The 23,936-nt window shown below is 55.7% G+C and carries 18 protein-coding genes; 9 read left to right on the forward strand and 9 right to left on the reverse strand.

Features of this window, described 5'->3' with window-relative positions; genetic code table 11:
• Nucleotides 1-103: 103 nt before the first annotated feature.
• The 8 genes from FFS57_RS05750 to FFS57_RS05785 form a co-directional block, all read right to left on the reverse strand.
• Complete coding sequence (locus FFS57_RS05750; RefSeq protein ID WP_137936808.1) at nucleotides 104-769, reverse strand: nitroreductase family protein; 666 nt, start codon at nucleotides 767-769, stop codon at nucleotides 104-106.
• Nucleotides 770-912: 143 nt separating this feature from the next.
• Nucleotides 913-4,110, reverse strand: coding sequence for a hypothetical protein (locus FFS57_RS05755; protein WP_137936809.1), 3,198 nt, complete (start codon nucleotides 4,108-4,110; stop codon nucleotides 913-915).
• Nucleotides 4,111-4,139: 29 nt separating this feature from the next.
• On the reverse strand, nucleotides 4,140-6,395 hold the full coding sequence (locus FFS57_RS05760) for an Lcl domain-containing protein (RefSeq protein ID WP_171013656.1): 2,256 nt from the start codon (nucleotides 6,393-6,395) through the stop codon (nucleotides 4,140-4,142).
• A gap of 106 nt (nucleotides 6,396-6,501) precedes the next feature.
• Complete coding sequence (locus tag FFS57_RS05765) at nucleotides 6,502-7,368, reverse strand: FAD:protein FMN transferase (RefSeq protein ID WP_137936811.1); 867 nt, start codon at nucleotides 7,366-7,368, stop codon at nucleotides 6,502-6,504.
• A 6-nt stretch (nucleotides 7,369-7,374) separates the two neighbouring features.
• Nucleotides 7,375-8,529, reverse strand: coding sequence for a DUF3570 domain-containing protein (locus FFS57_RS05770; protein ID WP_171013658.1), 1,155 nt, complete (start codon nucleotides 8,527-8,529; stop codon nucleotides 7,375-7,377).
• A gap of 10 nt (nucleotides 8,530-8,539) precedes the next feature.
• Nucleotides 8,540-8,764, reverse strand: coding sequence for a DUF4266 domain-containing protein (locus tag FFS57_RS05775; RefSeq protein ID WP_249383907.1), 225 nt, complete (start codon nucleotides 8,762-8,764; stop codon nucleotides 8,540-8,542).
• The gene (locus FFS57_RS05780; RefSeq protein ID WP_137936813.1) at nucleotides 8,761-9,231 is read right to left on the reverse strand and encodes a TlpA family protein disulfide reductase; all 471 of its coding nucleotides are present in this window, start codon (nucleotides 9,229-9,231) and stop codon (nucleotides 8,761-8,763) included. Before FFS57_RS05780 ends, FFS57_RS05775 begins: the two co-directional genes overlap by 4 nt.
• Before the next feature lie 84 nt (nucleotides 9,232-9,315).
• Nucleotides 9,316-11,010, reverse strand: coding sequence for a hypothetical protein (locus FFS57_RS05785; RefSeq protein ID WP_137936814.1), 1,695 nt, complete (start codon nucleotides 11,008-11,010; stop codon nucleotides 9,316-9,318).
• Between the two features lie 768 nt (nucleotides 11,011-11,778).
• On the opposite strand from FFS57_RS05785, the gene FFS57_RS05790 reads away from it, so the two are divergent.
• The 8 genes from FFS57_RS05790 to FFS57_RS05825 are packed head-to-tail and all read left to right on the forward strand — an operon-like array spanning nucleotide 11,779 to nucleotide 22,258.
• Entirely contained in the window at nucleotides 11,779-12,246 is a 468-nt protein-coding gene (locus FFS57_RS05790; RefSeq protein ID WP_171013660.1) for a chemotaxis protein CheW, read from the forward strand.
• Nucleotides 12,243-13,742 carry a CheR family methyltransferase gene (locus FFS57_RS05795; protein ID WP_137936816.1) on the forward strand — a complete coding sequence of 500 codons (1,500 nt, stop codon included), beginning with the start codon at nucleotides 12,243-12,245 and terminating at the stop codon, nucleotides 13,740-13,742. The genes FFS57_RS05790 and FFS57_RS05795 overlap by 4 nt, the downstream gene beginning before the upstream one ends.
• Nucleotides 13,739-14,287, forward strand: coding sequence for a chemotaxis protein CheW (locus FFS57_RS05800; protein WP_137936817.1), 549 nt, complete (start codon nucleotides 13,739-13,741; stop codon nucleotides 14,285-14,287). The genes FFS57_RS05795 and FFS57_RS05800 overlap by 4 nt, the downstream gene beginning before the upstream one ends.
• A complete protein-coding gene (locus FFS57_RS05805) occupies nucleotides 14,284-15,756 on the forward strand; it encodes a methyl-accepting chemotaxis protein (RefSeq protein ID WP_137936818.1) in 1,473 nt (490 codons plus the stop codon). Before FFS57_RS05800 ends, FFS57_RS05805 begins: the two co-directional genes overlap by 4 nt.
• Before the next feature lie 2 nt (nucleotides 15,757-15,758).
• A complete protein-coding gene (locus FFS57_RS05810; RefSeq protein ID WP_137936819.1) occupies nucleotides 15,759-17,840 on the forward strand; it encodes a response regulator in 2,082 nt (693 codons plus the stop codon).
• Nucleotides 17,837-18,901 carry a chemotaxis-specific protein-glutamate methyltransferase CheB gene (gene cheB, locus FFS57_RS05815; protein WP_137936820.1) on the forward strand — a complete coding sequence of 355 codons (1,065 nt, stop codon included), beginning with the start codon at nucleotides 17,837-17,839 and terminating at the stop codon, nucleotides 18,899-18,901. Before FFS57_RS05810 ends, cheB begins: the two co-directional genes overlap by 4 nt.
• Nucleotides 18,898-21,834, forward strand: a complete 2,937-nt coding sequence (locus tag FFS57_RS05820) for a response regulator (RefSeq protein ID WP_137936821.1) — start codon at nucleotides 18,898-18,900, stop codon at nucleotides 21,832-21,834. Before cheB ends, FFS57_RS05820 begins: the two co-directional genes overlap by 4 nt.
• 46 nt (nucleotides 21,835-21,880) lie before the next feature.
• On the forward strand, nucleotides 21,881-22,258 hold the full coding sequence (locus tag FFS57_RS05825; protein ID WP_137936822.1) for a response regulator: 378 nt from the start codon (nucleotides 21,881-21,883) through the stop codon (nucleotides 22,256-22,258).
• Nucleotides 22,259-22,438: 180 nt separating this feature from the next.
• On the opposite strand, the gene FFS57_RS05830 is transcribed toward FFS57_RS05825, so the two are convergent.
• On the reverse strand, nucleotides 22,439-23,386 hold the full coding sequence (locus FFS57_RS05830) for a hypothetical protein (RefSeq protein ID WP_249383908.1): 948 nt from the start codon (nucleotides 23,384-23,386) through the stop codon (nucleotides 22,439-22,441).
• Between the two features lie 267 nt (nucleotides 23,387-23,653).
• Here FFS57_RS05830 and FFS57_RS26240 point away from each other — a divergent pair, with 267 nt between their 5' ends.
• The gene (locus FFS57_RS26240) at nucleotides 23,654-23,893 is read left to right on the forward strand and encodes a cysteine-rich CWC family protein (RefSeq protein ID WP_137936823.1); all 240 of its coding nucleotides are present in this window, start codon (nucleotides 23,654-23,656) and stop codon (nucleotides 23,891-23,893) included.
• Nucleotides 23,894-23,936: the final 43 nt, after the last annotated feature.

Below are 23,936 nucleotides of genomic sequence, written 5' to 3' on the forward strand. Positions count from 1 at the left end.
GCGCAGCATAACCTATCTGGCGCAAGTCACCGGAATTTTTTTGTTGGACCGCCGATTCCATCGCCCGTTCGTTGTCCCAAAACCGGTAATAGACCTTCAATCACTAGAAATAACTGACCACCTGGGCCAGCGGTTTGCGGCTGATGCAGGGAACCGTGGCATCCTCAGCGGGGTACCCGACGGGAATCAACAAATAGGGGCGTTCGTTGGCGGGCCGTTGCAATATCTCGTTCAGAAAACCCATCGGGCTGGGTGTATGGGTCAATGTCACCAAGCCGGCATGATGCAACGCCGTGATCAACATGCCACATGCGATACCGGTGGATTCGTGCGGGTAATAAGTATTGACCTTCTCACCTGCTGGTGTGAATTCGTATGCTTTGTAGAACACAGCAATCAGCCAGGGAGCGACCTCCAGAAACGGCTTGTCGGCATCCGTGCCCAATGGGGCCAATGCTTCCAGCCAACGCTCCGGCGCCCGACGCTGGTAGAACTCCCGCTCTTCGGCTTCAGCCGCGTCGCGAATACGGTGTTTCACTACCTGATCACTCACCACCACAAAATGCCAAGGCTGACGATTGGCGCCAGACGGTGCCGACGCCGCAGCCCGCAAGCATTCGTCGATGATCTGTCGTGGAACCGGCCGATCACTGAAAAAACGTACTGTCCGTCGCGTATGCATCAAATCGGCAAAAGCATGGGCGCGCCGGCACATCTCGTCGACAGGTACTTCATTGAAGCTGAACGGGATACTGTCATGCAATTTCATGTCAACAACCCCTTTGGTCAGTGATTCCGCAACAACGATGAACGAATCATAGTGTGGTACAGGTTATCTGGTTTTGCCAGCCCACAATCAATACTGGCCGCCCAAGCGGTACGGCCGAAATTGCGACGCACTGTTCTGACCAATCAATCGTGGATCAAATGTACAGTGGCCCGCTTGAAACCATCGTCGTAATCCGTTGATTGCGTCATCGGATCGTACAGTTGGCCAGCCCCACAAGCTACATCACGGCATGCCCAGTGGTAACGAATGGGGCCTCTACCCAATACGAAACCAAGTGTTGCACGATCCGCCAGGGATAATGACTCGACCCCTTTCAATTCTGTCAGATTGGGTAAACGCCAACCACCGGTGACACCACATACCGCTGCTTGATTGAAACGATCCCGATAACCCGCTACATATTCCTGGTCGCTATCGAACATACCTTTCCTCCATTTGCGGATATCACCAGCCGCCCTTTCCGTGACTGGGGTTTCCTGCAGCAACCAAAGCTTGCCTGTGCTCCGCAGATCCTGTGCGCAGCGCGCCTGTGATGGATCGTTGGTGATGTTGCCGGCGGCATCCAGCCAACGCAGTTGCGTACCGATTGGCACAGTCGACTCGTCTGCAGTCAACCAGGCCTTGGCCCGACTTGATGACCTGCCCAACCGATAGTCACGCTCTTCTTGCGCCCCAGGGCTATCGGGACCGCGGAACAAGGGCGCGCGGCTGGCGATCTGGAACATGCTGTATTTGTCCTTGGTCCAGACAAAGCCTCCCGTCTGCATCCAGGCAAAATAGGCATGATTCAGATCTAAACTGGCCAGTTCAGTCAAGCTAGGGTAACGCCACTGCCGTTGGCCACACAGCTGGCTGCCAGCCGCCAGTTTTTGCAACTGTAGTGCAGTATCCAACACGTTACTCTGTTCGGGATCTTCACCAGTCGACGGTAACAGTTCATTGTTCCCCTTGATCCACACTTGCCGGTGATTACGCAATTCAACTTCACCCACCAGCCAGACCTGCTTGCGTAGGTTGTCACGCACACAATGCCAGCCGTCAGCCAACGTCGCCGTAGCGGGCAACGGACTACCATCTCTTGCCAGCTTACTGTAAACACCGCTGGCAATCAGGACATGATCGAACTGCTGCCGGGCTTGCTGATATTTGCCGTTGTTGAACGACAGGTTGGTGCGTATCTGATCCAGCGATGCCTTGACCTTGAGCAACAAGCGTTCCCGCTCTGTGTCGGGTGCCAATGTCGGCAACTGAAGCAGCAAGGCACCCATTGCCGCTTCCAGTGCGATCTGCTTTTCAGAAACCGTGTTGATGGCCCGGTGAGCTGCCTGCAGGCGTAGCGGCGATGTTGGTTCCTGCAACAGCAGGGTGATGCTGCCCCCCATGTCACCCGTCAGTTTGTCCAACACGGCGGGCTCGCCCTGTACTGCCAACCATTGGTCATATACCGATCTGGCCACTGCTGCACGAGCCACTGCTTGCCTAATGGCCGTTTGCCAGCTGCCATGTTGCAATACATCATTCTGCAGTTGCAGTAGTCGGGCTTCAGCAGCTTGCATGTCCGCTATCACCTTGCCCGGTCGATTGAAGCCACTGCGAACCTGCTTGGCGTCATCAGGGAGCCAAGCCAGGTTCTGCATACTCGTCAGTGCCGTTTTCGCATGGTATGGCTGGTTTTGTAACGCCGCATCAAGATTGTTTAACTGGCTTCCAGCCGTTGCCTGCTCCTCTCGGGTGGGCGGCACATCGCGCGCCCCCCAGCCACGTGCTTGTCTCAACAAGTCCTGATAGTTTGTCAGCGTGGCTTGAAAACTGTCTGCGATTGCCTGATAAGCTGCAGTTCGCCTAGCAAACTCCCGATCCAGCATGCTCATGACCGGTTGTGCTGCATACACCAACCTGAGCCGTTTATAGGTGTGTTGCCCATCGTTGACAAATGCCTGATCCACATGCGCTGTGTCAGCATCATATCCAGCGTATACATACAACTTCCGTATGAACTGATTGTTAAGGAAGCCATTTACATCGAAATCGTTGCTCCAATAAGCACCTTGCTTCAGATAACCAGGGCGGGCCAAGTCGCGGTGTTCTGGAAATAATGCTGCATCCAACGTGGCCCAATAGCGGCCATCCAGCTTGAAGGTGTAGGTATTCAGGTTCTGCAATTGCGCAACGCTTGGCACCTGCCAACCGTCCACACCACATAAACGCTGCCGATTGGCATGGGCAACCAGGCTATCGATCTCATTTTCGGTGACTTCTTCATTGCGCAGCGGCGTGCCATGGGGCGCAGCACCCGTCTCCGGCGTCAACAGCAGCCAGATATCACCCTGCCCGCCATTTGCCTGATCAGCAATGATGTCGCGGTTATCCCGGATGCAACGCCAACCGTCCGTTACCAGTGATTGCTTCCCCAGCACACGACCACTGGCATCCAGCTTGCTCCATTTGCTGTCGAATGGCGATGTCGGTGGCGGAACGGGCCGTGTGGTGGGCGGTACCGGCTGACTGGGCACAACGGATGGTGCCAGGCCATCGCTGATGGCTTGTGCCAACTTGCCTGCCAATTCATCTGCCTGCGAATTGGCCATGACAACTGTACCATTCACCCAGGCATCCTGGCGCAACGTCATCAACTGGCCATCAGCCAAGCTGGCAGCTCCGACATCACCGCCTAACCGTGCCAACAGGCGAGTCAGCACCTTGCCCATGCTATGCAATTGGGTGGCCACCACTGACTGGCCAGACTGCGCTACATAGTCGGTCAGTAATGGCGCATTGTCGGCAAGCCCGAGTGCTTGGCGCAGTCGGCCAGCTTCGGTCACCATGCTCTCCGCAGTCACCGGTCCTTCACCCAACCTTGAGACCAATAGCGTAGTGAACGGGCTGAGGATAGCATTGGTTTGTGTGACGGGTGCCCGTAAGCGGTAAGCCTGACCCACCTTGATCGGCGCTCCGGGGCGGTCACTGTCCTGTACACCCACCGCGACCTCAGCCAGCAATCGAGCCTGGGCCTGCTCTGTGGGCGATAAGCCTGGCGACAGATTGAAGGCATATTTGCCCTGGGCGTCGGTTTTACCCTGTGGCTCGTTGGCATCGCAACGATCATTGCGATTCAAATCCAGGCATACCAAGGCACCGCTCAGATAACCATCAATGGCCATCCCCGTAAAAGTATTGGTAGCGACGGATGACGGGTGATCGACTGGTGCAGTACGTGACGGCGTGGTCTGCTGCCCGTTGTTTTCACTGCCGCAGGCTGCCAACAGGCCAATACCCGCCAGTGTCAGCAGGCGCGATCCCAATGCTGTTGTTGTTTTCATTGCTTACCCTCCCCTTGGCCAATCAATGCCTATCGCCAGCCTTCACCGGCAACCAGTCGGACTGCTGCTACATCGGTCTTATTGCTTGCGGTTGGAACCGCCCCAGCCTGGTTGAATGCCAGCGAATAGGCCTGCAACGGATTGCCCGGCACTTCGCTTGCGCTCCAGAATCGGTCAGCGGTGTGATCGCCAGTGGCAAAATCCGGGAACGTGGCCAGATAGGCCGGCCGATAAGTCAATCCCAGCAAAGTGTCCTTGACTGTCAGCGTGCGTAGTTCAGCCACCGTCGGCAGGCGCCAGTCGTGACGACCGCACAGTCCCCTGCGATTGACTTCCGCGATATAGCTATCCACATTGCAGCTGCGCAGCGAGCAATTAGCGTGAGGATTGGTTGTGCTGCCCCAGGCAAAACGTTCCATTGGATGGTGCAGATTTGGACCACCCACGCTTTGCTTCATCGCCCACAGCAATCGCCCACGGGTTGGATAACGCAAGTCCTCCGCACAATGCCAAGGCTGCGCTCCCCATGCCTTATTGGCAGGGATCACCGTCTTACCATCTGCAGCCAAGCGGCGGAAGGCCAGTCGATCCTTGCGTGCCACCTCTTCCGGTATTGGTGTACCTAGTACCGCGACCGTGGCTGCCGGTTGGTATTCATCTGTTGCGATCAACCGTACCCGGAAACGTTGGTTGGCGTTTTCCCAACGAATGCGCGCATTGCTGGTACTGGCGTTGCCAAAATCCACGGCGAAGAACTGACGGTACAGTTGCGTGACGTCACCCAGCTTGGGAATATTGCTCCAGAAGATATTAGTGCCTTCCTGATCAACGTTGAGATCGTGGAAATAGCTGACATAAGCCGCGCGGAATACCTGAGGTACCGTATCTTTCACCAACAAGGAGGCTAGCTCGGTCTGGGTCGGCATGCGCCAATCGCTACGACCACAGCGGTGTTCGCGATTGGCCGCTACCACGATCTCGACCAGCTCATCCTGTGTGACCAATTGATCACGCCCGGCACCTTGCTGCAATTGCCATAAGGTGCGTGGACGATCGGTATAGCGTTTATCCTCGATACATGCCCACTGGCCAGCCGTACCGGGCAAGGCTTTACCCGTTTCATCCAGCTTCACGAACGATTCCATCACCGCCGGCCGCTCTGCCTGTTCCGGACGATACACCGGCGGATTGACCGGTTCCCCGCGGCCACCTCGCACCAGGCGCACCGACTGCACATTACCCTTGTGCCGGACTTCGACATAACGGCCGTTCTTACGGCCCAGGCCAAAGATCACGGTGAATGCGTTGTAACGCGGAAAGGTTCCGCCGACATAGCCATCGTTGAATTGATTGGCCAGCTCGTCATCCGGCGGCGCGGTGGTGCCGCTCCAATAGTTCACATACTGCGCAGCTTGAAACTCACCTTCCTGCTGGTACAGGGTATCCGGGAAGTAACGGGTATCGATGGCGGGCTGGGTCGGGCCACGCCATTCCATATTCACCAACGAATCCAGCTCACGATAACTCGGCAAACGCCAATCCGAATAACCGCAGACACGTTGCCGGTTGGCAGTCTCGACCAAGGTATCGGTATCGCATTCGTTGTTATCCAATGCACATTTACCCACCACCGACTCGGCCGAATGGTAGTTGCCGTTCCCCCAACGATAGGTTGCATGGCGATAGAATGGGCTTTTCGCATCATTGTTGTTCACCAACCACACGGCATTCTGTTCGCGATCAAACACGCAGGGCCAAGGTTCAGCCTCATATTGCGCCGTTTGATCTGGCAATGGCTTGCTGCGGGCATCCAGCTTGGCATAACGGCTGTCATTGCCGACCAGATGCAAGCTGGCCACGCCGTTCAAGGTAGTGGTGCCATACTGCGGATGACCCACCACCTCCACGCTGTATTGGATATCCAAGCTACCGACTTGCGTGCTGGTTGGCACCCACTGCAATTGGTTCTGGGTCAAGGTCACTTGCGGTAACAAGGCTTGGGGACCCAGTAAGCGCCAGTTGCGCCAAGTGCCCTGCGCATCCTTGTACAGTTCGACGTGTATTGTCTGCGGCGTATCCATACTGGCCACCATCGCTACCGTTGGCAATTGGCTGGCGGCCGTACCGGGCGATGTCGTTGGCGAGCTGTCACCACCACTCGCGGGCGGGGTGACTTTACCAACACCTGAACTGGCCGTTGCATCGGTTCCACCTCCACCACTATTGCAACCGGCCATAACCGCCAAAGTCAGTGCGGCAATCGGTAAAAAAGAAGTCTTGGTCATTATGGTTCTCCCTGAAACCGGGGCCCGATCGCTGCGGGCATGGTTGATCATGGCCGCCTGGCAACACGTGGCTGGGTTGCATTCGGTCTGTTGGCAAAAAAGTGGATCACGATGATTCGGTACGCGGATGCAGTTTCAGCTCTGCATCCACCAACACGGCGGTACAGCCAGCCGGTAACGGCAAGGTAGGCTCGATCAACAACGCAGTGGCCAGCACGCCCGCAGTCAACGTATCCGGTGCAATCACGCTGGATTGCAACCAAGGCGGCAAATCGGCACGTGCTGTGGCCTCAATATGTGACCGATCACACCCGGCGACCTGTTTGCGGCGCGCATGGTGGCCTGAACTGGCCAACGCCTGATCGGCGATGGTCAGCCCGAACAACACCGTGGCCGGTGCATGCGGATGTTCAATGCCGATGGTGAAACAATCAGCATCGGGTGGCGTGCCAAAAGCACGTAGGTCTCCGCCGAAATTTGCCAGCCCAGCAGTTGCTCCGTCAGCCATGGCCAACTGTATTGCCCGATCAACGGCGTATTCCTTGATGACGCCACCCAAATCGATCTGCGTAGCTGCGTCGGCAAACCTCAACACATCATCCTCCAACGACCAAGCAGCCAGCCCCATATACGGCTGCAACGCAGCACGTCGAGCCTGATAGCGGTTTGTATCGGTTTCCGAACACAGCACCGTCAAGGTACCGACGGTAATATCGAACACGCCACCACTCCACTCGGACAAGGTACGTACCTGCTGCAGAATGCGTCGGGTTTCCGTATCCAGTATTACCTGATGGCCACGCCGCTGGTTGATGGTGCGGTTCAGCCAGGAATTGGCCGCATGAAAGTTGTATTTCGTTTCCAGCCGCTGTACCTCGGCTTCAATCTGCTGTGGCAATGTTGCAGACCCACCATACAGCGTGAGCTGGCACGGGGTGGTCATGGCGGCAAAGGTATGGGTCGATAAAGTCATGAGGCATCAAAACCGGTATTGCACACCGACTGACAGCCAGTTGGCCGTCAGCCCCGTCGATTGTCGATAACGGGTTGCCCCGGCAATCAATTGCCAGTCGGGATGAAAGCGCCAATCCCCGTTCAGGGACACAGTATGGGAATCGAACTTGCCCAGACGATCATCATTGCTGGCATAGCCACGCAAGCCGAATGCTGGCTCATCTGCTTTCCAGGGTTTGTAAAAAAAAGCCGCTTGCTGATGATAGCCACGCCAACTCGGTGAAATACGCACGCTGGGCGTTGCCTGCCACGTCAGTTGTGCTTCCACGGTGTGGGATCGCATTTCCCAACTGTCGCGATAATAGCGATAGGACAACTGGCTACCCAGTGTAGGCGTCCATGCCTGCATCCAGCGCACCTTCACCCCGCCGCTGTCACGGTTGCGCGGGCGGCTGTCGGCAGCCAGGTATAAAGTGTCATCCTGCTTACGCAATACCGTTTGATAATGATTGGAAAGAAAGCCGCGATCCCGGGCTCCATAACCACGCAGTTCCAGCATGCTGTCACGGGACAACGTCACCAACGCGCCCAAGGTCAGACTACTGATCGCAAACGATTGTCGATGCGTGCTGAAATCAGCAGCCAGTGTGTCGGTTTCGTTCCATTGCCGGGCCACTCCGGCCAACCACACCCAATTGCGCTCTGCAGTGTGATTGATACGGGTCTCAAGCGAGACCTCGTTACTGAGAAAATCCTTCTCGCGGGAATGGGCCGCTCCGACAGTCCATTCATCACGCCGGGCATTCCGCCAGGCCCAGGTGCCCGATGCCGCCTTACGGGTATCGGTCAACGCTACTTTGCGGACCAGATAACGGCCATCGACCGCTTGGCCATATAATTGCTGGCCATCGGCATCATGTTTCACATCATCGGGCACGGCATACATCGGTGAAGCAGCCTGCCAGGCAGGCGTTGCGCCAGAAATGGCGTCGTAGCTGGCATTGACCGTCACCGTGTGATCGGTACCAATCTCATGGCTGAGTTTAAGGTTGGTAAAATCCACCGCAACCCGCTCATCGGATTCGCGATAGCGGGAATGCTGGATATCAAAGGTATCGGCCGCTACCACCGGATCGGCCAGGACAGCCGCAGCCGACAGGATCAATAAAGGTTTACGCATCCGATTTGATTCAGTTGCAACCGCAACCGCCTCCCCCCACACCGTTCCCCCCTTTACTGGCCTCCTTCGATGCGAACACATGCTCATGCATCATCACCAACATGGGATACGGCCCACCGGCCTGCATATCGTCACGCGCCAACTGGCCCTTTTCCCAGGCCTTGACCGATGCACACCCACTACTCCCCAACGCCGCCAGCAACCCCAGACTGGCCAGTACCTGTCTGATGATCACGGTTTGGCCTCCAAGGCTTGTTCCACCACTTTGTCGATATCCGCAACCGCACCCACCAGCACTTTCACCACCTTGCCATTACGAATGAAATACAGCGCCGGCATGCCGATTGGTTTGAAAGCACCAATGATTTCCTGCTGGGCATCATTCACTACGGGGAACGACAGCGCGCCGCGGGCTTTCATGTCCGCCTGAAAGGCCTGAGCCACTTTGGGGTCATCATCGACATCCACCCCGACAATGTCATAGCGACTGCGATCAAGCCGGTTGTATAAGCGGGACAACAATGGCATCTCCTTGCGGCAGCTTTCACACCACGCAGCAAAAAAATCAACAACGATCGTCTTGCTGGGGGCCGCGTTCAGCCGGGCCATCCAGTGACTGTCTACGGTATCGCCCACCTGGTAGGCAGCCGCGATTGGCGACAGCCACATGGCGGACCACACGATCAGCTTGCGTAACGGCATGAGGTACTAGCTCCTGATTGATGCGAGTGAGATCGAATGCCGACGCCTCGCGACGGCATGAAAAAGCAGGAAAAGACAGCCCGGTCAACGGCGCCGGGGCGTCCAGATCAGTTGGTAAAGGCGATTACCATTGCTGACCAGATGCAAGACGTCGCCTTGCAAGGTCAATTGCGTTGCGGGCGCTGCCAGCGTGACCTCCGCCCGTAACAGGCCAGACGGCAGGTGATAGACACGGACCCGGCCGTCATTCAAGGCCACGGCCAACCAGTCCTGATTGGCAGCCAGCGCAACAGCCGGCACAGGTAGGCTTAGCCGTCGTGCCAATTGTGGCTCGCCACCAAATTGGTGATAAATCTGCAGTTCATTCCCCATATCCAGAACGACATGATCCGGGCTGGCTACCAAACGGGCTGGCGCTTTCTCCAGCTTGAATCCGGCGGGTTGTCGTCCGTCGAAGGCCATCCGTACCACTTCACCGCCCTCCAGTACGACCCAGACTTCGTCCTCACCGCGGGTAATATCCATGGCAACAGGTTTGGCCGGCAATGGCCAATTGGCACGCAGCGCCAATGTATCGCCATCCAGTTGCAACAAACGCCGCCCAGCGGTATCCAGCGCCAGCAATTGATGACGCTTTTCCTGATAACGCAATTGGCTGATGCCATCGTTGAAACACGCCAGGGTTTGGTTGAGCGCAACATGCTTGGGGCGTTGCACAATGCCCAGCCGGAACACGCCATACTTGGGCTGTTCACCCGCAACCAGACTGCGGCAAGGCACTTGCTGGGTGGCGGGTGTGGTCGCGGTCAGCGCAGCATAGACGGTATCAGGCACCTGGCCAGTCACCAATTGGCTCATCCCATCGCTGCTGACCACTGGCGCAGGCGGCTCGGTTGGGGTGGGGCCACCGGTTCCCGGATTGGTAGGAATGCTTGGCGTTGGGCGTGGTGTCGGCGTGGGTCTGGGCGGACTGACGATCACACCGCTGGCCCCACCCATGGCATGGACCGTTGGCGAAATCATCGCCGCTTCCATGCGTGGCACCGGTAGCAAGTCCACCCCATGGGCGATCTGACCGGATGATTTCAGCAATAAGCGATTGGGCTTGCCGGTGCCAATGATCAATTGTTCATTTTGCCAGATCAGACTACGTGGACTTTCATCAGGCCCGGCCTTGGCCCAGCCGCCCGCATCGTTCAACTCCGCAATCGTCGTGGCTTCTGTTGTGGCTGCCTTGCCAAGCCGCATGCTGGCGTCAGTCACAGCGTGCACCCGTTCTGCAGCTGAGCGACCGTGCACCTGTTGCAACGCATTCAGCAGTGCCTTTTCCAAGGTCTCGTCAGCTTTGCCCAGACGCTGTATGAGCTTGTGTTGGGCTGCAACCAGACTCTGATCCGGCTCCTGCGCCTGCATCACCCGCAATACGCTGTGGTAGGCACTTGGCGTCAAGCCTTCCGGTGCTGTCAATGCCAATAGCAAATCCCCGCTTTGGCGATCGAAAGTTTCAGTCAGCCTCGGGCCTGATCCATTTGGCGTTTCGGTAGGATCACAATGGAAGTTGTGATTGGCGTCCCCACATTCGCGGCTGACAGCTTGTGCCACCGCCACGTCCCCTGCCTTGGTCGTTGCGCTGGCTGAATTGTCATTCTCCCCCCCACCACCTCCGCCACCGCATCCAGCCAGGGCTAGTAACACGGCAATCGTCACAGGGTGAATCGGCTTGGCAGTCAGGGATGACACAATGGCACTCCATTTCATCAAGGCACGCTTGGCAACCATCTCACCAAATCATGCGCGAAAGCAGGCCTGGCGCAGGTATGCACCTAGGGCAACGATCAGGAAGGGGCGCATTCTACTGTCAATTTTCGATAATGAGAATAATTATCGTTATATTTATGAACTCGGATTTATTGAAACACGCAAACATGCCTCACCGGCTCAATCGCCATGTCGGACACCCCTGCTGCCTCGGGTAACCGGCAAAGACTTGAATCGGAAATGAAAAATAACATGGCAGCCGTTGCGCATACCGAACAGGATTGGGAGTGAGTTGGTCAGCGACCACCGTCGCGTCCAATATTGGCCGCACCGCACCTTGAATACAGTGGATAAATCACATATCAAGAAGAAGGTAAACCAGATTGGTCATTCGATAATTATGTATCGATATCCATTGAAAATATGGCAACCAATCTGACACGTAATCTCAGACCGTCATCATCCAACACACATGGCAGTGCTTCCCTGACTGCGCAGGCTTATCGCATGGGCTCGGCATGCCGACAAATCCACCCGTCAACACATTGATTGTCAATGAATCGGTTATGCGAATCGAGCCAACCTACCTAGGTGATTCGATCGCCAAACATCTGAGCAAGCAATCATGAACCATAAAATTACATTATATGAATATACGGAACAGCATGAAATATATTACCTTGCCAATCAATTGACTACTCTAATAAAAACAAGGAGTAATATTCTTAATATTCAATGCAGCAGAAAATCAGCAACACGCGTCCCAAGGGAGATGCTGGAGCAATGACCATGAATCAATCACCTGGCGCGTCTTTTTTGATCTGCACCAGTGGCCCGCACTGTTGTGCCCTCCCCCTGCAACATGTGGTCGAAACCATGCGACCGCTACCCGCAGAAGCCCTGGCAGGCATGCCTACCTTCCTGCTTGGGATTTCGTTGATTCGCGGCATGCCGGTCCCCGTCATCGATCTTGCCTGCCTATTGGGCAAGGACAGCAACAGCAGTCAGATTGCACGTTACATCACGCTCCGATCCGGGGTGCATATTGTGGCCACTGCGGTTGATACCGTGGTGGGAGTGCGTCATCTGCCGGTACAGAACCTCACGATGCTGCCCCCGCTCCTGAAAGAAACCAATCGACAGATCATCGCCGGCATCACGGTACTGGATGAAGATCTGTTGCTGATCCTGCAAAGCGCATATTGGTTACCCGAGCATGTCTGGGACGCACTCGATACACCTATAGGCACAACATGAATCAGCCACCCAATCCTGAACAAGTAGCCAGATTCCGTTCCTTGCTGGTGGATCGTATGGGGCTATGTTTCGATGAATCCAGAATTGCCGGCCTGACCCGAACGCTGACCGAACGGGCGGCCTATTGCAAGCTCCCGGTTGAGCATTATCTGAGCCACCTGGCAAGCGGCCCTATTCCGCAGGATGAGTTGGGTGCCCTTGCACAATCATTGACCGTTACTGAAACCTATTTTCTACGTCATGCAGATCAGTTTTCTGCCTTTGTCAACATCGCGTTGCCAGATAGGCTGACCATGCTGAGAGACCGGTCACGGGTGAACGTGCTGTCATTTGGATGCGCATCTGGCGACGAGCCCTATTCGCTGGCCATCGCAATACGTGAACATTTGCCCCATGCCGCCAGCCAGATCAACATCACGGCAGCAGATATCAACCCGGCCATGCTCGACAAGGCACGCAAAGCCCAATATTCACCCTGGTCACTTCGTGATGTCTCCCCTAGCTTGCTAAGCCGCTGGTTCAAGCTGCAGGGAAACGCCTACATGCTGGACCCCAGCATTGTGGCTGCGGTTGAATTCGAGCACCGCAACCTTACGGTTGATGACCCGATATTCTGGCATGCTGGGCGTTTCGATATCGTGTTCTGTCGCAATGTGCTGATGTACTTCACGCCGGAACAAGCCCAAGCAGCCGTCAACCGTATTACGCAATCCATGGTTCCGGGCGGTTATCTGTTTCTGGGGCATGCCGAAACACTGCGTGGGCTCTCCAACCAATTCCATGTATGCCACACCAATGACGCATTCTATTACCGACTGACCACCCCCCCTGATGCGGTTGCTGAACCGCCTCACCGTTTTCCGGCCACACCCTCCTGGCCAACACTCCCGCTATTCGATGACAGTTGGGTGGCCGTCATCCAGCAGGCATCCGAGCGTATCCACACCCTGTCTACAACTGGCCCGACGCCCAGCAGTCCAGTGACACGCATCTCACCCAATCTGGCACCGGTCTTCGAACATCTGCATCGGGAGCGTTTCGGGCAGGCGCTGTTTCATCTGGACGCAGTCGCGCCGGACCACCACAACGACCCGGATATCCAGCTGTTACGGGCCGTGCTGCTGGTACATAGCGGTGAGCTCGATCAAGCACAGGCGGTCTGTGCGCAACTGTTGTATGACAACGAACATAATGCCGGCGCCCATTATGTACTGGCCTTGTGCAGTGAAGGCCGCGGCGATCTGCCTGGTGCACTTGAACAGGATCAGCTTGCAGCCTATCTGGACCCGGACTTCGCCATGCCCCACCTGCACATGGGGTTGATTGCACGGCGCAGCGGTGAATATGACTTGTCCAGCCGTGAAATGACACGCGCCCTGACGTTACTGCAGCAGGAAGATGGCGCTCGCTTGCTGCTGTTTGGCGGTGGTTTCCAACGCAACATGCTGATGGATTTGTGTCGAAAAGAATTGACCAAGCTTGGAGACTGTCGATGACCACGACGTTACAAGGGCTATTTGATACACTGACCACGCTGCGAGACGATTTCAACCATGCGTTCTCGCAGCCTCCTGCCCACAATCAGCAAAATGCCAGGAACTTGCTGGCCATCAATGTGGCTGGCGATACCTATGCGCTTCATGTCAACGATATTGGCGGTGTGCATGTGGATCGGCAGATCGTCCCCTTGCCATCCCCATTACCTGCGCTGCTGGGACTGGCTGGGTTTCGTGGCCAGATTGTCCCGGTATATGACCTGGCCATCTTATTGGGCTATACGCCCCAGCCTGCGGCACGATGGCTGGTTCAAGTTCGCTCCACCGAGGCAGTTGCCTTGGCATTCCATCGCTTCGATGGTCACTTTTCAGTCACCAACGATGACATTGTCCCTTTGCCAGACGACATCGCCGTCGCGCGACGGCATGTTGCTGGCGGCATTCGTGACACCACAGGCATTCGTGCCGTCATCACACTGGCCAGCGTACTGCAAGATATTCGACAACGCGCCACCCAATTTCACCAACTGGAGACAGCAACATGATCAAGCGGGCTCAGACTTTCGGTCAAAAACTGGCCGCCGGTTATGCCGTCATGGTGGTACTGACGATCATCATCAGTGTGACAGCCATCTATTCGTTACATTCAATCGTAGCGAGCAAGGACCATGTCATTGCCACCAATATTCAACTCTCCAGCCTGGCTCAGCAATTACAGATTGCATCATGGCAGCGCGCGGCATGGATACGTGGTTATCTGCTGGAAGACGACAAACGCTATCTTGGTCAACTCAAGGATGCGAAGCGCGTGTTTGACGAGGCTGTCTCAGACATGCGCAAACTGGCTATCAGCAGCGAAGAGCAGCGTCTGATCGACATGGTGGAACAATCATCCAATCAATATGAATCAGCCGTTGATTTCGTGATCGACGAAGCGCACAAGCAAAGCAAATCTGACGCCATATTGGCTGAATTCAACGATAAGGTGCAACCGCCACGCAAACAGCTGGAATCCCAACTTGACATGCTGATCAAGCTCGAATCACAACTGCTTGCACAAAGCAAACAACAAGCGAATGATACCGTCAGCAATATTGTATCAATTGTCACGACCCTGGCCATTTCCACCACTGTTCTGGCCCTGGTGATCGCCACGATCCTGGCCCGCACGCTGGGAAGGCAGATCGGCGCTGCAGTCGGCCATGTGCAAAGCGCTTCGGCAGAATTGCAGGCCGCAGCCAGCCAACAGGCCGTCGGGGCCAAAGAACAGGCTGGCGCCATGACAGAGATCTCGACCACCATCAGCGAACTGGTCGCAACCTCTCGGCAAATCGCCGACAGTGCCCAACGTGTCGCGCAAATAGCAGAGCAAACCGCACAGTCTGCGCGAACGGGTGATGAAACCGTTGAAAAAGGCCAGGAATCCATCATTGCCATCCGTCGACAGATGGACTTGGTGGTCAACCATATGTTGGATTTGGGCCGCAAATCGCAAGAAGTGGGTGCCGTGCTCGACATTGTGTCCGAGTTGGCTGAACAGACCAACATTCTTGCTATCAACGCCACCATTGAAGCAACCGGCGCCGGAGAAGCTGGCCGACGTTTTGCCGTGGTGGCCGATGAAATCCGTAAGCTGGCCGACCGCGTAGCCTCCGCCACCAAGACTATCCGTACACAGATCGATGAAGTACGCGGCGCAGTCAACACCACCGTCATGGCGACCGAAAGCGGTGCCAAAGCGGTCGATGTCGGTGCGCGGCAATTTACCGACGTCGCCAATGCCTTCAAGCAGATTGCCAACATGGTCACCACCACCACCGATGCCGCACGAGAGATTGAGCTATCCACCAAGCAACAGGCAAGTGGTGCTGAACAAGTCAGAGTAGCCGTCACCGATGTGGCCCAAGCCACGCGAGAAAGCGAAGCCAGTTCCAGTCAGACATTGCAAACCGCATCGCAGTTGGCTGGGCTCTCGCTTGAGTTGCATCAATTGATACAGCCACAGGCAGCCTGATCATGGCAAAGGACCCATTCCGCTTTTTCCGTATCGAAGCCCGAGAACTGGTTGATCAGCTCACCAGCAACGTGATTGCACTGGAAGGGGCTGCGGGTGACGGCGAACTGTTACCCAAGCTGTTGCGTCTGGCCCATACGTTGAAGGGGGCAGCACGGGTTGTCAAACAACCGGCCATTGCCGATCAGGCTCACGCCATTGAAGACGAACTGACCCCATTTCGGGGCAGCGTGCAAACCATTCCGCGGGAACAAGTCGACCGGATTCTTGCAAAACTCGACGACATCAACAATGCGCTATGCAAACTACCTGCAGCGGAGCCCTCGACGAGTAGTACAACGGGTACGACAGCAACAGCCCCGACGAGCACGTCCCCCCCCTTGTCATCTCGCCCCACACGCATCGATTTGTCCGAGGTCAGCGAACTGCTGGATGGACTGAGTGAAATCACCCGCGAATTGACTGGCATTCGCAATCAAAACCGCGCCATTGCGCGCAGTCGCGAAATGGCAACCCGCCTTGGCCTTCAATTGACCATGTCGGCCACTCACCCTTCCGACCTGGCCCAACGACGTGGCAGTCAAACCCATGAACACGGGCTACTGGACGAAATGAACCAAATGCTGGCAGAAGTCGAGCGCAACCTGCACGCCAGTACTGAACGGATCGAACGAGAGTTGCATCAGGCCTGCACGATTACCGATCAGCTACGATTAGTACCGGCAGCCGGAGTATTCAGTATGCTCGAACGAGCCGTGCGAGACGCATCGCAATCCACCGGCCATGCCGCCGTGTTTGAAGTAAGTGGTGGTGACGTGCTGCTGGATGGGCAGGTGCTTGATATCGTATCGAATGCACTGGTGCAACTGGTGCGCAATGCGGTTGCCCATGGCATCGAAAGCGAAAGCGAACGAATGGTGCGTGGCAAATCACCAACGGGCCGTGTCAACCTCGACGTAGCCCGACATGGCTACCGTGTTTCGTTCCGATGCAGCGATGATGGCAACGGTATCAATTTCGATGCGGTACGTCAGTCGGCCGAACGGCAAGGCTACCCGCTACCCGATCCAGATCAGCTTGATACGCAGTCGCTGCTGACCATCCTGCTCAAAGGCGGTATATCGACCGCAGATGCATTGACCCAAGTAGCTGGCCGCGGCATTGGGCTGGATATCGTGCGCGAAGTGGCTCAACAACTGAATGGCGAATTACATGCCAACACGACTGCGCGCGTTGGTACGACTGTCGAACTGACAGTACCGGTATCGCTGGCCTCGATTGACGTGTTGCAGATCGAATGGGATGGTCAGTTGGCTTCCATCCCGCTGGAAGCTGTTCGGTGCACCAAACGATTGGCTCAGCAAGATATTGTACGCTCTGCCGACGGCGAATCGATTTTGCATGAAGGACAAATGATTCCCTTGCTGTCACCTCGCTTCACTGAACGGCCGCGGCGTAAGGTCAAAAGCACAGCCGAGGCCATATCAGCTGTTGTGCTGTCGGCTGGCGGCACGGTAACCGCCGTTGGGGTTGACCACTTGCTGGGCATCGACACGGTCGTGCTGCGACCATTACCCGCACTTGCAATAGCCGATCCCGTTATTTTGGGAAGCTACCTGAGTAGTAACGGCAACCCTTGCCTGGTGCTGGATCCTAAAGCATTGGCCACTGGCCGACATACGCTTGCCAGCCTGAGTAATGCTGAACCAGCCTCGCCCGAGCCCATTCTGATCATCGACGACTCTCTGACCACTCGCATGCTGGAGCAAAGCATCCTGGAGTCGGCGGGCATGACTGTCGATGTGGCCGCTTCAGCCGAGGAAGGCCTGGATATGGCACGGCGAAAACGTTACGCCCTCTGTCTGGTGGATGTTGAAATGCCTGGCATGGATGGTTTCAGCTTCATTGAGCGAACTCGGGCCGACCCACATTTGTGTGACATCCCCTGCATCCTAGTGACCTCATGCGATACCGATGAACACCGGCAACGTGGTAAGACAGTGGGGGCAATCGCCTATATCGTCAAAAGCCATTTTGATCAGGTGGCATTTCTCGATCAGGTTCATTCACTGGTGCAATCATGAAACGGATCCGCGTACTGGTGGTGGAAGACTCGCTGACCATCCGTCGCCACCTGTGTGACTTACTGCAAACCGACCCGACACTGGAAGTCGTCGGTGAAGCCACCGATGGCAAGCAGGCCATTGCCCAATGCATGGCATTGCGGCCGGATGTCATCTCGCTAGACATGATGCTGCCTGAAATGAATGGCCTGGCTGTGACCGAATATGTAATGGCACATTATCCGACACCGATTCTGGTGGTGTCGTCATCGTTCAATCGCGGCGAGCTGTTCAAGACCTATGAAGCCCTGGCAGCCGGCGCATTGGATGTGATTGAAAAACCTCGAGCCGATACCATTGATCAAGCATGGGCCAGTCATTATCTAAACATGATCAGGTTGACCTCCCGTATCAAAGTCATCACACATTTGCGGGGAAAACGGGCCTCACAATCAGCACCTCTCCCCCCTTCCCTGCCGGTGAGTACCGCACCCAGCCACACAGCGTGTAAGTTGATCGCCATTGGCGCTTCGACGGGTGGACCACGGGCATTGGTCGAAGTCCTGCAGCGAATACCCAGCAGTTGTGGGGCGCCCATTCTGATCGTGATCCATATTGGTGAACCATTTGGCAATACTTTTGCGGAATGGCTGAATGAACAGACCCCTCATTCGGTCCGGTTTGCCCATGACGGTGAAACCCTACCGGCCAAAGGGGTGTTGTTGGCCCCGCCAGGCCGCCATCTCGTGGTGCAGAAAAAGCAGCTGCAACTGTCTGACGAACCGGATCGGCATTCCTGCAAGCCGTCAGTAGATGTGCTATTCGAATCGGTTGCCCGGGAATGTGGCCGGGTGTCGGCGGCTTGCCTATTGACGGGAATGGGACAAGATGGGGCGCGTGGGTTGCTGGCCATTCGCCAAGCCGGAGGGCTGACGATCGCACAGGATGAGGTCAGCTCGGTGGTCTATGGCATGCCACGCGAGGCAGCGTTGATGGGTGCGGCGGATCATATCCTTCCCTTACATGAGATCGGACCCATGCTGGCCGCGTATACACAGTCGGAATCAATAGGTACGACATGAACGAAGTCATACTGATCGTGGATGACAGCCCGACGGTCTGTAACGACCTGCTGGAGGCCTTTACCTCAGCCGGGCTGACCGCCACGGGCTGTGCCACCCTGGCCGAGGCACGTGTTCAGCTGGCCAATCGACAGATTTCGTTGCTGGTGCTGGATGTGCTGCTTCCGGATGGTGATGGACTCAGCCTGCTGGAGGAGATCCGCAACCACCCGACCCATGCACACCTGCCCGTTCTGATCTTGTCTACCGAGGCAGAAGTGCGTGATCGCATTCGAGGATTGATGACCGGCTCCAGTGACTATATCGGCAAACCATATGATCGTGATCACGTGGTTGCGCGTACCCGGCAGTTGATCCATCACCAACAGCCACCTGTGTTGGAAAATCAACCCTACATCCTGGTGATCGACGATAGTATCACCTTCCGTGAGGCGCTCTGCGATGCACTGCGTGAGCAACAGTTCCTGGTCAGTAGTGCCGCGAGTGGCGAGGAAGGCCTGCGCAGCGCCGCCGCCCACCCCCCCCACCTGATCATCATCGACAGCGTGCTGCCCGGCATCGATGGTGCAACCGTGGTACGCAAACTGCGCCTGGATGCCGCGCTGCGCCAGACTCCCTGCATCATGTTGACCGGATCGGACGACCTGCATTCCGAAATGACCGCATTGAATTCCGGTGCCGATGCGTTTGCGCGCAAGGAGGAGGAGCTGGATTTGATCATTGCCCGGGCTCAGGCACTGGTACGTAGTTCAAGTATTGCCCGTGACGGCGATCGTGCCAGTCTGCTGGCGCCCAAGAAAATCCTGGCGGTGGATGACAGCCCAACCTATCTGGCGGAACTGGCCGACACCCTGCGAGAGGAAGGCTACGATGTGATCCGAGCCCGCTCAGGTGAAGAGGCCTTGCAAATGGTCGCGGTGCAGTTGGTTGACTGTATCCTGCTGGATCGGCTGATGCCAGGCCTGGATGGCACCGAAACCTGCCGTCGTATCAAATCCAACCCCAACCTACGGGATATTCCGTTGATCATGCTGACCGGCACCGAAGACCGCGATGCCATGATTGAAGGATTGGCCACCGGGGCTGACGACTATGTACTGAAATCCAGTGAATTCGACGTACTGAAAGCCCGTGTTTGCGCACAACTACGGCGAAAGCAGTTCGAGGATGAAAACCGACGCATCCGTATGGAGCTGCTGAACAAGGAGATGGAGGCTGCCGAGGCCAGGGCTGCGCATGCATTGGCCGAAAGCCGTGCGCAAATGTTGTCGATCATGGAGGAACAGAATCGCGATCTGGAAGCCGCCAATGAACAGTTACGCACCCACCAACAAGCCATCGCCGAAAAAAACCGCCAACTGGAGGAAGCCAGCCGTCTCAAATCCGAATTTCTGTCGACCATGTCGCATGAGCTTCGTACACCACTCAACGCCATCATCGGCTTTGCCGAGCTGTTCAAGGATGGCGTACTGGGCGAGTTGACCGCAAGTCAGAACAAATACATGTGTTCCATTCTCGATAGCGGCGAACACTTGCTGCAACTGATCAACGAAGTACTGGATCTGTCCAAGATCGAAGCCGGCAAGATGCAGTTGGACATGGAACTGCTTGAACTGGAAACAATGCTGTCGGACAGCTTGTCCATCATCAAGGAACGCGCATCGGTCAACCAGATCACACTATCCTGGCAGCCACTGGGTATCCCGTGCCAGATTCAAGCTGATCGCCGCCGATTTCGACAAATCATGTATAACCTGTTGTCCAATGCCGTGAAGTTCACGCCACCCGGCGGGCAGGTCGCGCTCAAACTGGCGCTGGTCGATCATGAGCACGCCGCCCATGCCATACCCGGCTTCCAAGCCGGTATCCGCATGCCATTACCAGAGAGCGATTGCCAGACATTTGCACAGATTTCAGTCACCGATTCCGGCATCGGCATCGACCAAGCCGATTTCAATCGACTGTTCAAACCCTTTACTCAGCTGGACAGCTCTGCATCACGCAAGGCAGAGGGCACAGGCTTGGGTCTGGCAGTGGTACAGCAATTGGTTGTCCTGCATGGCGGCACCATCAGCATGGCCAGCGAGCCGGGTCTGGGTTGCTGCTTCACGGTCTGGCTGCCGCTCCGGCAGGATCCGGTCATCGAGGACACGCAGCCACTATCCGCAACGTCAGCCAGACAACCTGTACTGGTCATCGAGGATGACCCACACTCAGCTCAACTGATGATCCTGCAGCTCAATGAGTGTGGGTTTACCACCTGCAGCGTAGGCTCCGCCGAAGCCGCGCTGGCACTGACTGATCAAGTTGTGCCGGTCCTGATCATTCTGGACCTGCTGTTACCCGGCATGGGCGGATGGGAATTCCTTAGTCAAATCAAAGGCATTGCAGCCTGGTCAACCATACCGGTAGTGGTGGTATCGATGGCCGCCGACCACAAGCAAGGCATGGCACTGGGTGCCTCGCTGGTCATGCAGAAACCCATTCACCACAAAGAGCTGGCCACAGGATTGCAAGCACTGGGTTTCCCGATAGAACATGCGGCCCAAACCCGGGTCCTGGTCATGGATGAAGACAGTAATTCGCTCGCCATGGTGTCCGATTATCTTCGCCAGGCCGGTTACCAAGCCATCACCACCACTGATGGTCAATCCGGGCTGGATGCCGCCGTTCGCGACAAACCCGATCTGATCATGCTGGATTTTTGCATGCCGGAAATCACCGGATTCGATCTGGTCGAGGCCCTGCATACCGCACCCGACCGGACCGATCTGCCCACGATCGTCTTGACCGCCCATTCACCTGACGAGGTGTATTGGCAACGTTTGAACCACCACATCCTGCAAGTGATTCACAATGTGGATTTCAGCCCACGCGATTTCATGGGTGAGGTCTATCGTGCGCTTCGTCATACCCTCGCGACGAACCAGTAAACCATGGCAAGTGCCACCGCCATCATGGGTCGTCAAGGAGATAGCCATGTCCAAGGTATTGATCATCGAAGACTCTCCCACCAACATGATGCTGGCAGTAGAGATCCTCTCCAGCGCCGGCCATGTTCCGCTGGAGGCCAAGTGTGCCCTCGACGGCATTGAAACAGCCCGTGCCGAGCACCCTGATGTGATCCTGATGGATATGCACCTGCCCGATATCGATGGCCTGGAAGCCACCGGCATCCTCAAGGCAGACAAGCATACCTGCGACATTCCGATCATCGCGTTGACGGCATCCGCCATGAAAGGTGATCGGGAACACGCACTGGCTTGCGGGTGCGACGAATATATTGAAAAGCCCGTGCGCTACAAGAGTCTGCTGGCGACCATTGCCCAGTTGGCCGACAAGCCGGCATCCGGCTGAGCAACAGCGCATCCTTGGCAGGTGATGGGGTGAAGCGCAGCCAAAAACCCGCTTGCACGGGTTGATACATCAGGATTTTAAGCAGCACTTGAGCCCCGATCGTGGTCGCGCAACAAGATATTGACCAAGATGTCTAGATCGCTGGTACGTTGACTGGCACGGAGCTGGTGGAAATCCGCATCAGACCTTTTCTACACGCACTGCCACACCCATGTGGTCGGTGACGGCAGCCGTCATGTAGCTGCTCTGGCTACTAACCGGCGTAAATTGTGTCAGATATATCATTTCTTTGACTTTGACCGTCTGCCTGTTATAAACGGCCACGTCATATTTTTTGGTCCCGGTACTGTTGGTACCCTGAAAATCACGTTGGTATGAATCGTAAGGTTGTATGGTAGATTGTGGATGCGCATCTTCAAATGATTGACCCAATGCACTAGTGACTACCTTCGGTGTAAATCCATTCGACGCCTGATTCGTGTCGCCCATGATAATGTCGATGCCACCAGCACCAGCCTGTAATATCTTTTTATTGATTGCAGCATAAAAATCAATTGTCTTATTATCACTGGTTGCAATTGCATTGGGGACATGAACAAACACGGCAACCACGCCATAACTTTCAACGGCGATCCATCCCTGCCCCTCTCCCAGATATCGATGCATCCCGCGCTGATTATCGGCATGAACGCTGAAACTATTACATGCCATTTCAGCAGACGAGACCCGTAAGAGCCGACCAGCACTCTGTTGCATCGACGCCCAATCAGAATGGCCACTGTCCAGCTCGCCATAGACCAATAGATTGAAACCTGTCCCAAATGCCCTAATCAGGTTTTGATGGGTTTGAAGCGCCTTGCGCTGCACCATATCCCGAAAGGTAATGTCGTCATGCTGCCCTTTATTCATATAACCTTGCGCAGCCGTGGGGAGCAATTGTGCTGGGCCATACAAAGGAATATCGGGTGCCAGATTCGGATTGATCGGCAAACTCAACATCCACCCGCCTGAACTGATTTTTGCTGAGTGATCGTGCGTCACCCGAGTGAAATATTGCGATTTCGATGCACCGACACCGTGATCGATACTTGCATTGGAATTCAGAGATTGATATGCAAAAACCGGCATTTCCACTCCCGCATATTAAAATATACGCTCTTATGGACTTTATTGATTTGCGGTAGCCGCAGTTTAATGCGCTACATTTTAACGGCTAGTTTACCCATCCATTCCGTTATTTTTCAAGCTGACTACCTGCAGGGCAATTTATTTAATTACTGAACAGCAGGATGTCAATGGCAATTAACCGCCATCGGATGAAACAATGGCATCGGCACCCTAACTGTGTCTGGCACGCGTACAATCGTCTCCTATGTATTGCATTTGGTACTTGTCATGCGCAACACGCCTTACCCTAACCACCAGTGCCCCGTCTGTGGAATGGCCAATGACTGCGAGCCCGCCCAGCAGAGCCATGTCGAAGTCGAATGCTGGTGTCACCATGTACCGGTAGCACCAGCACAACGGGATGCCCTGGCCGCTAGGTTCGGCTGTCAGGCCTGTCTATGTGAACGTTGCCTGCGTTCACTGGCAACCCTGACACACGCTGGCTCGCCTACTGAATCATCGGGATAGATTGGAAACACTCAGACGGATACGAGGCGGATGCGCTCAATTG

Source organism: Chitinivorax sp. B (assembly GCF_005503445.1).
In the GTDB taxonomy this organism is placed as follows: Bacteria; Pseudomonadota; Gammaproteobacteria; order Burkholderiales; family SCOH01; genus Chitinivorax.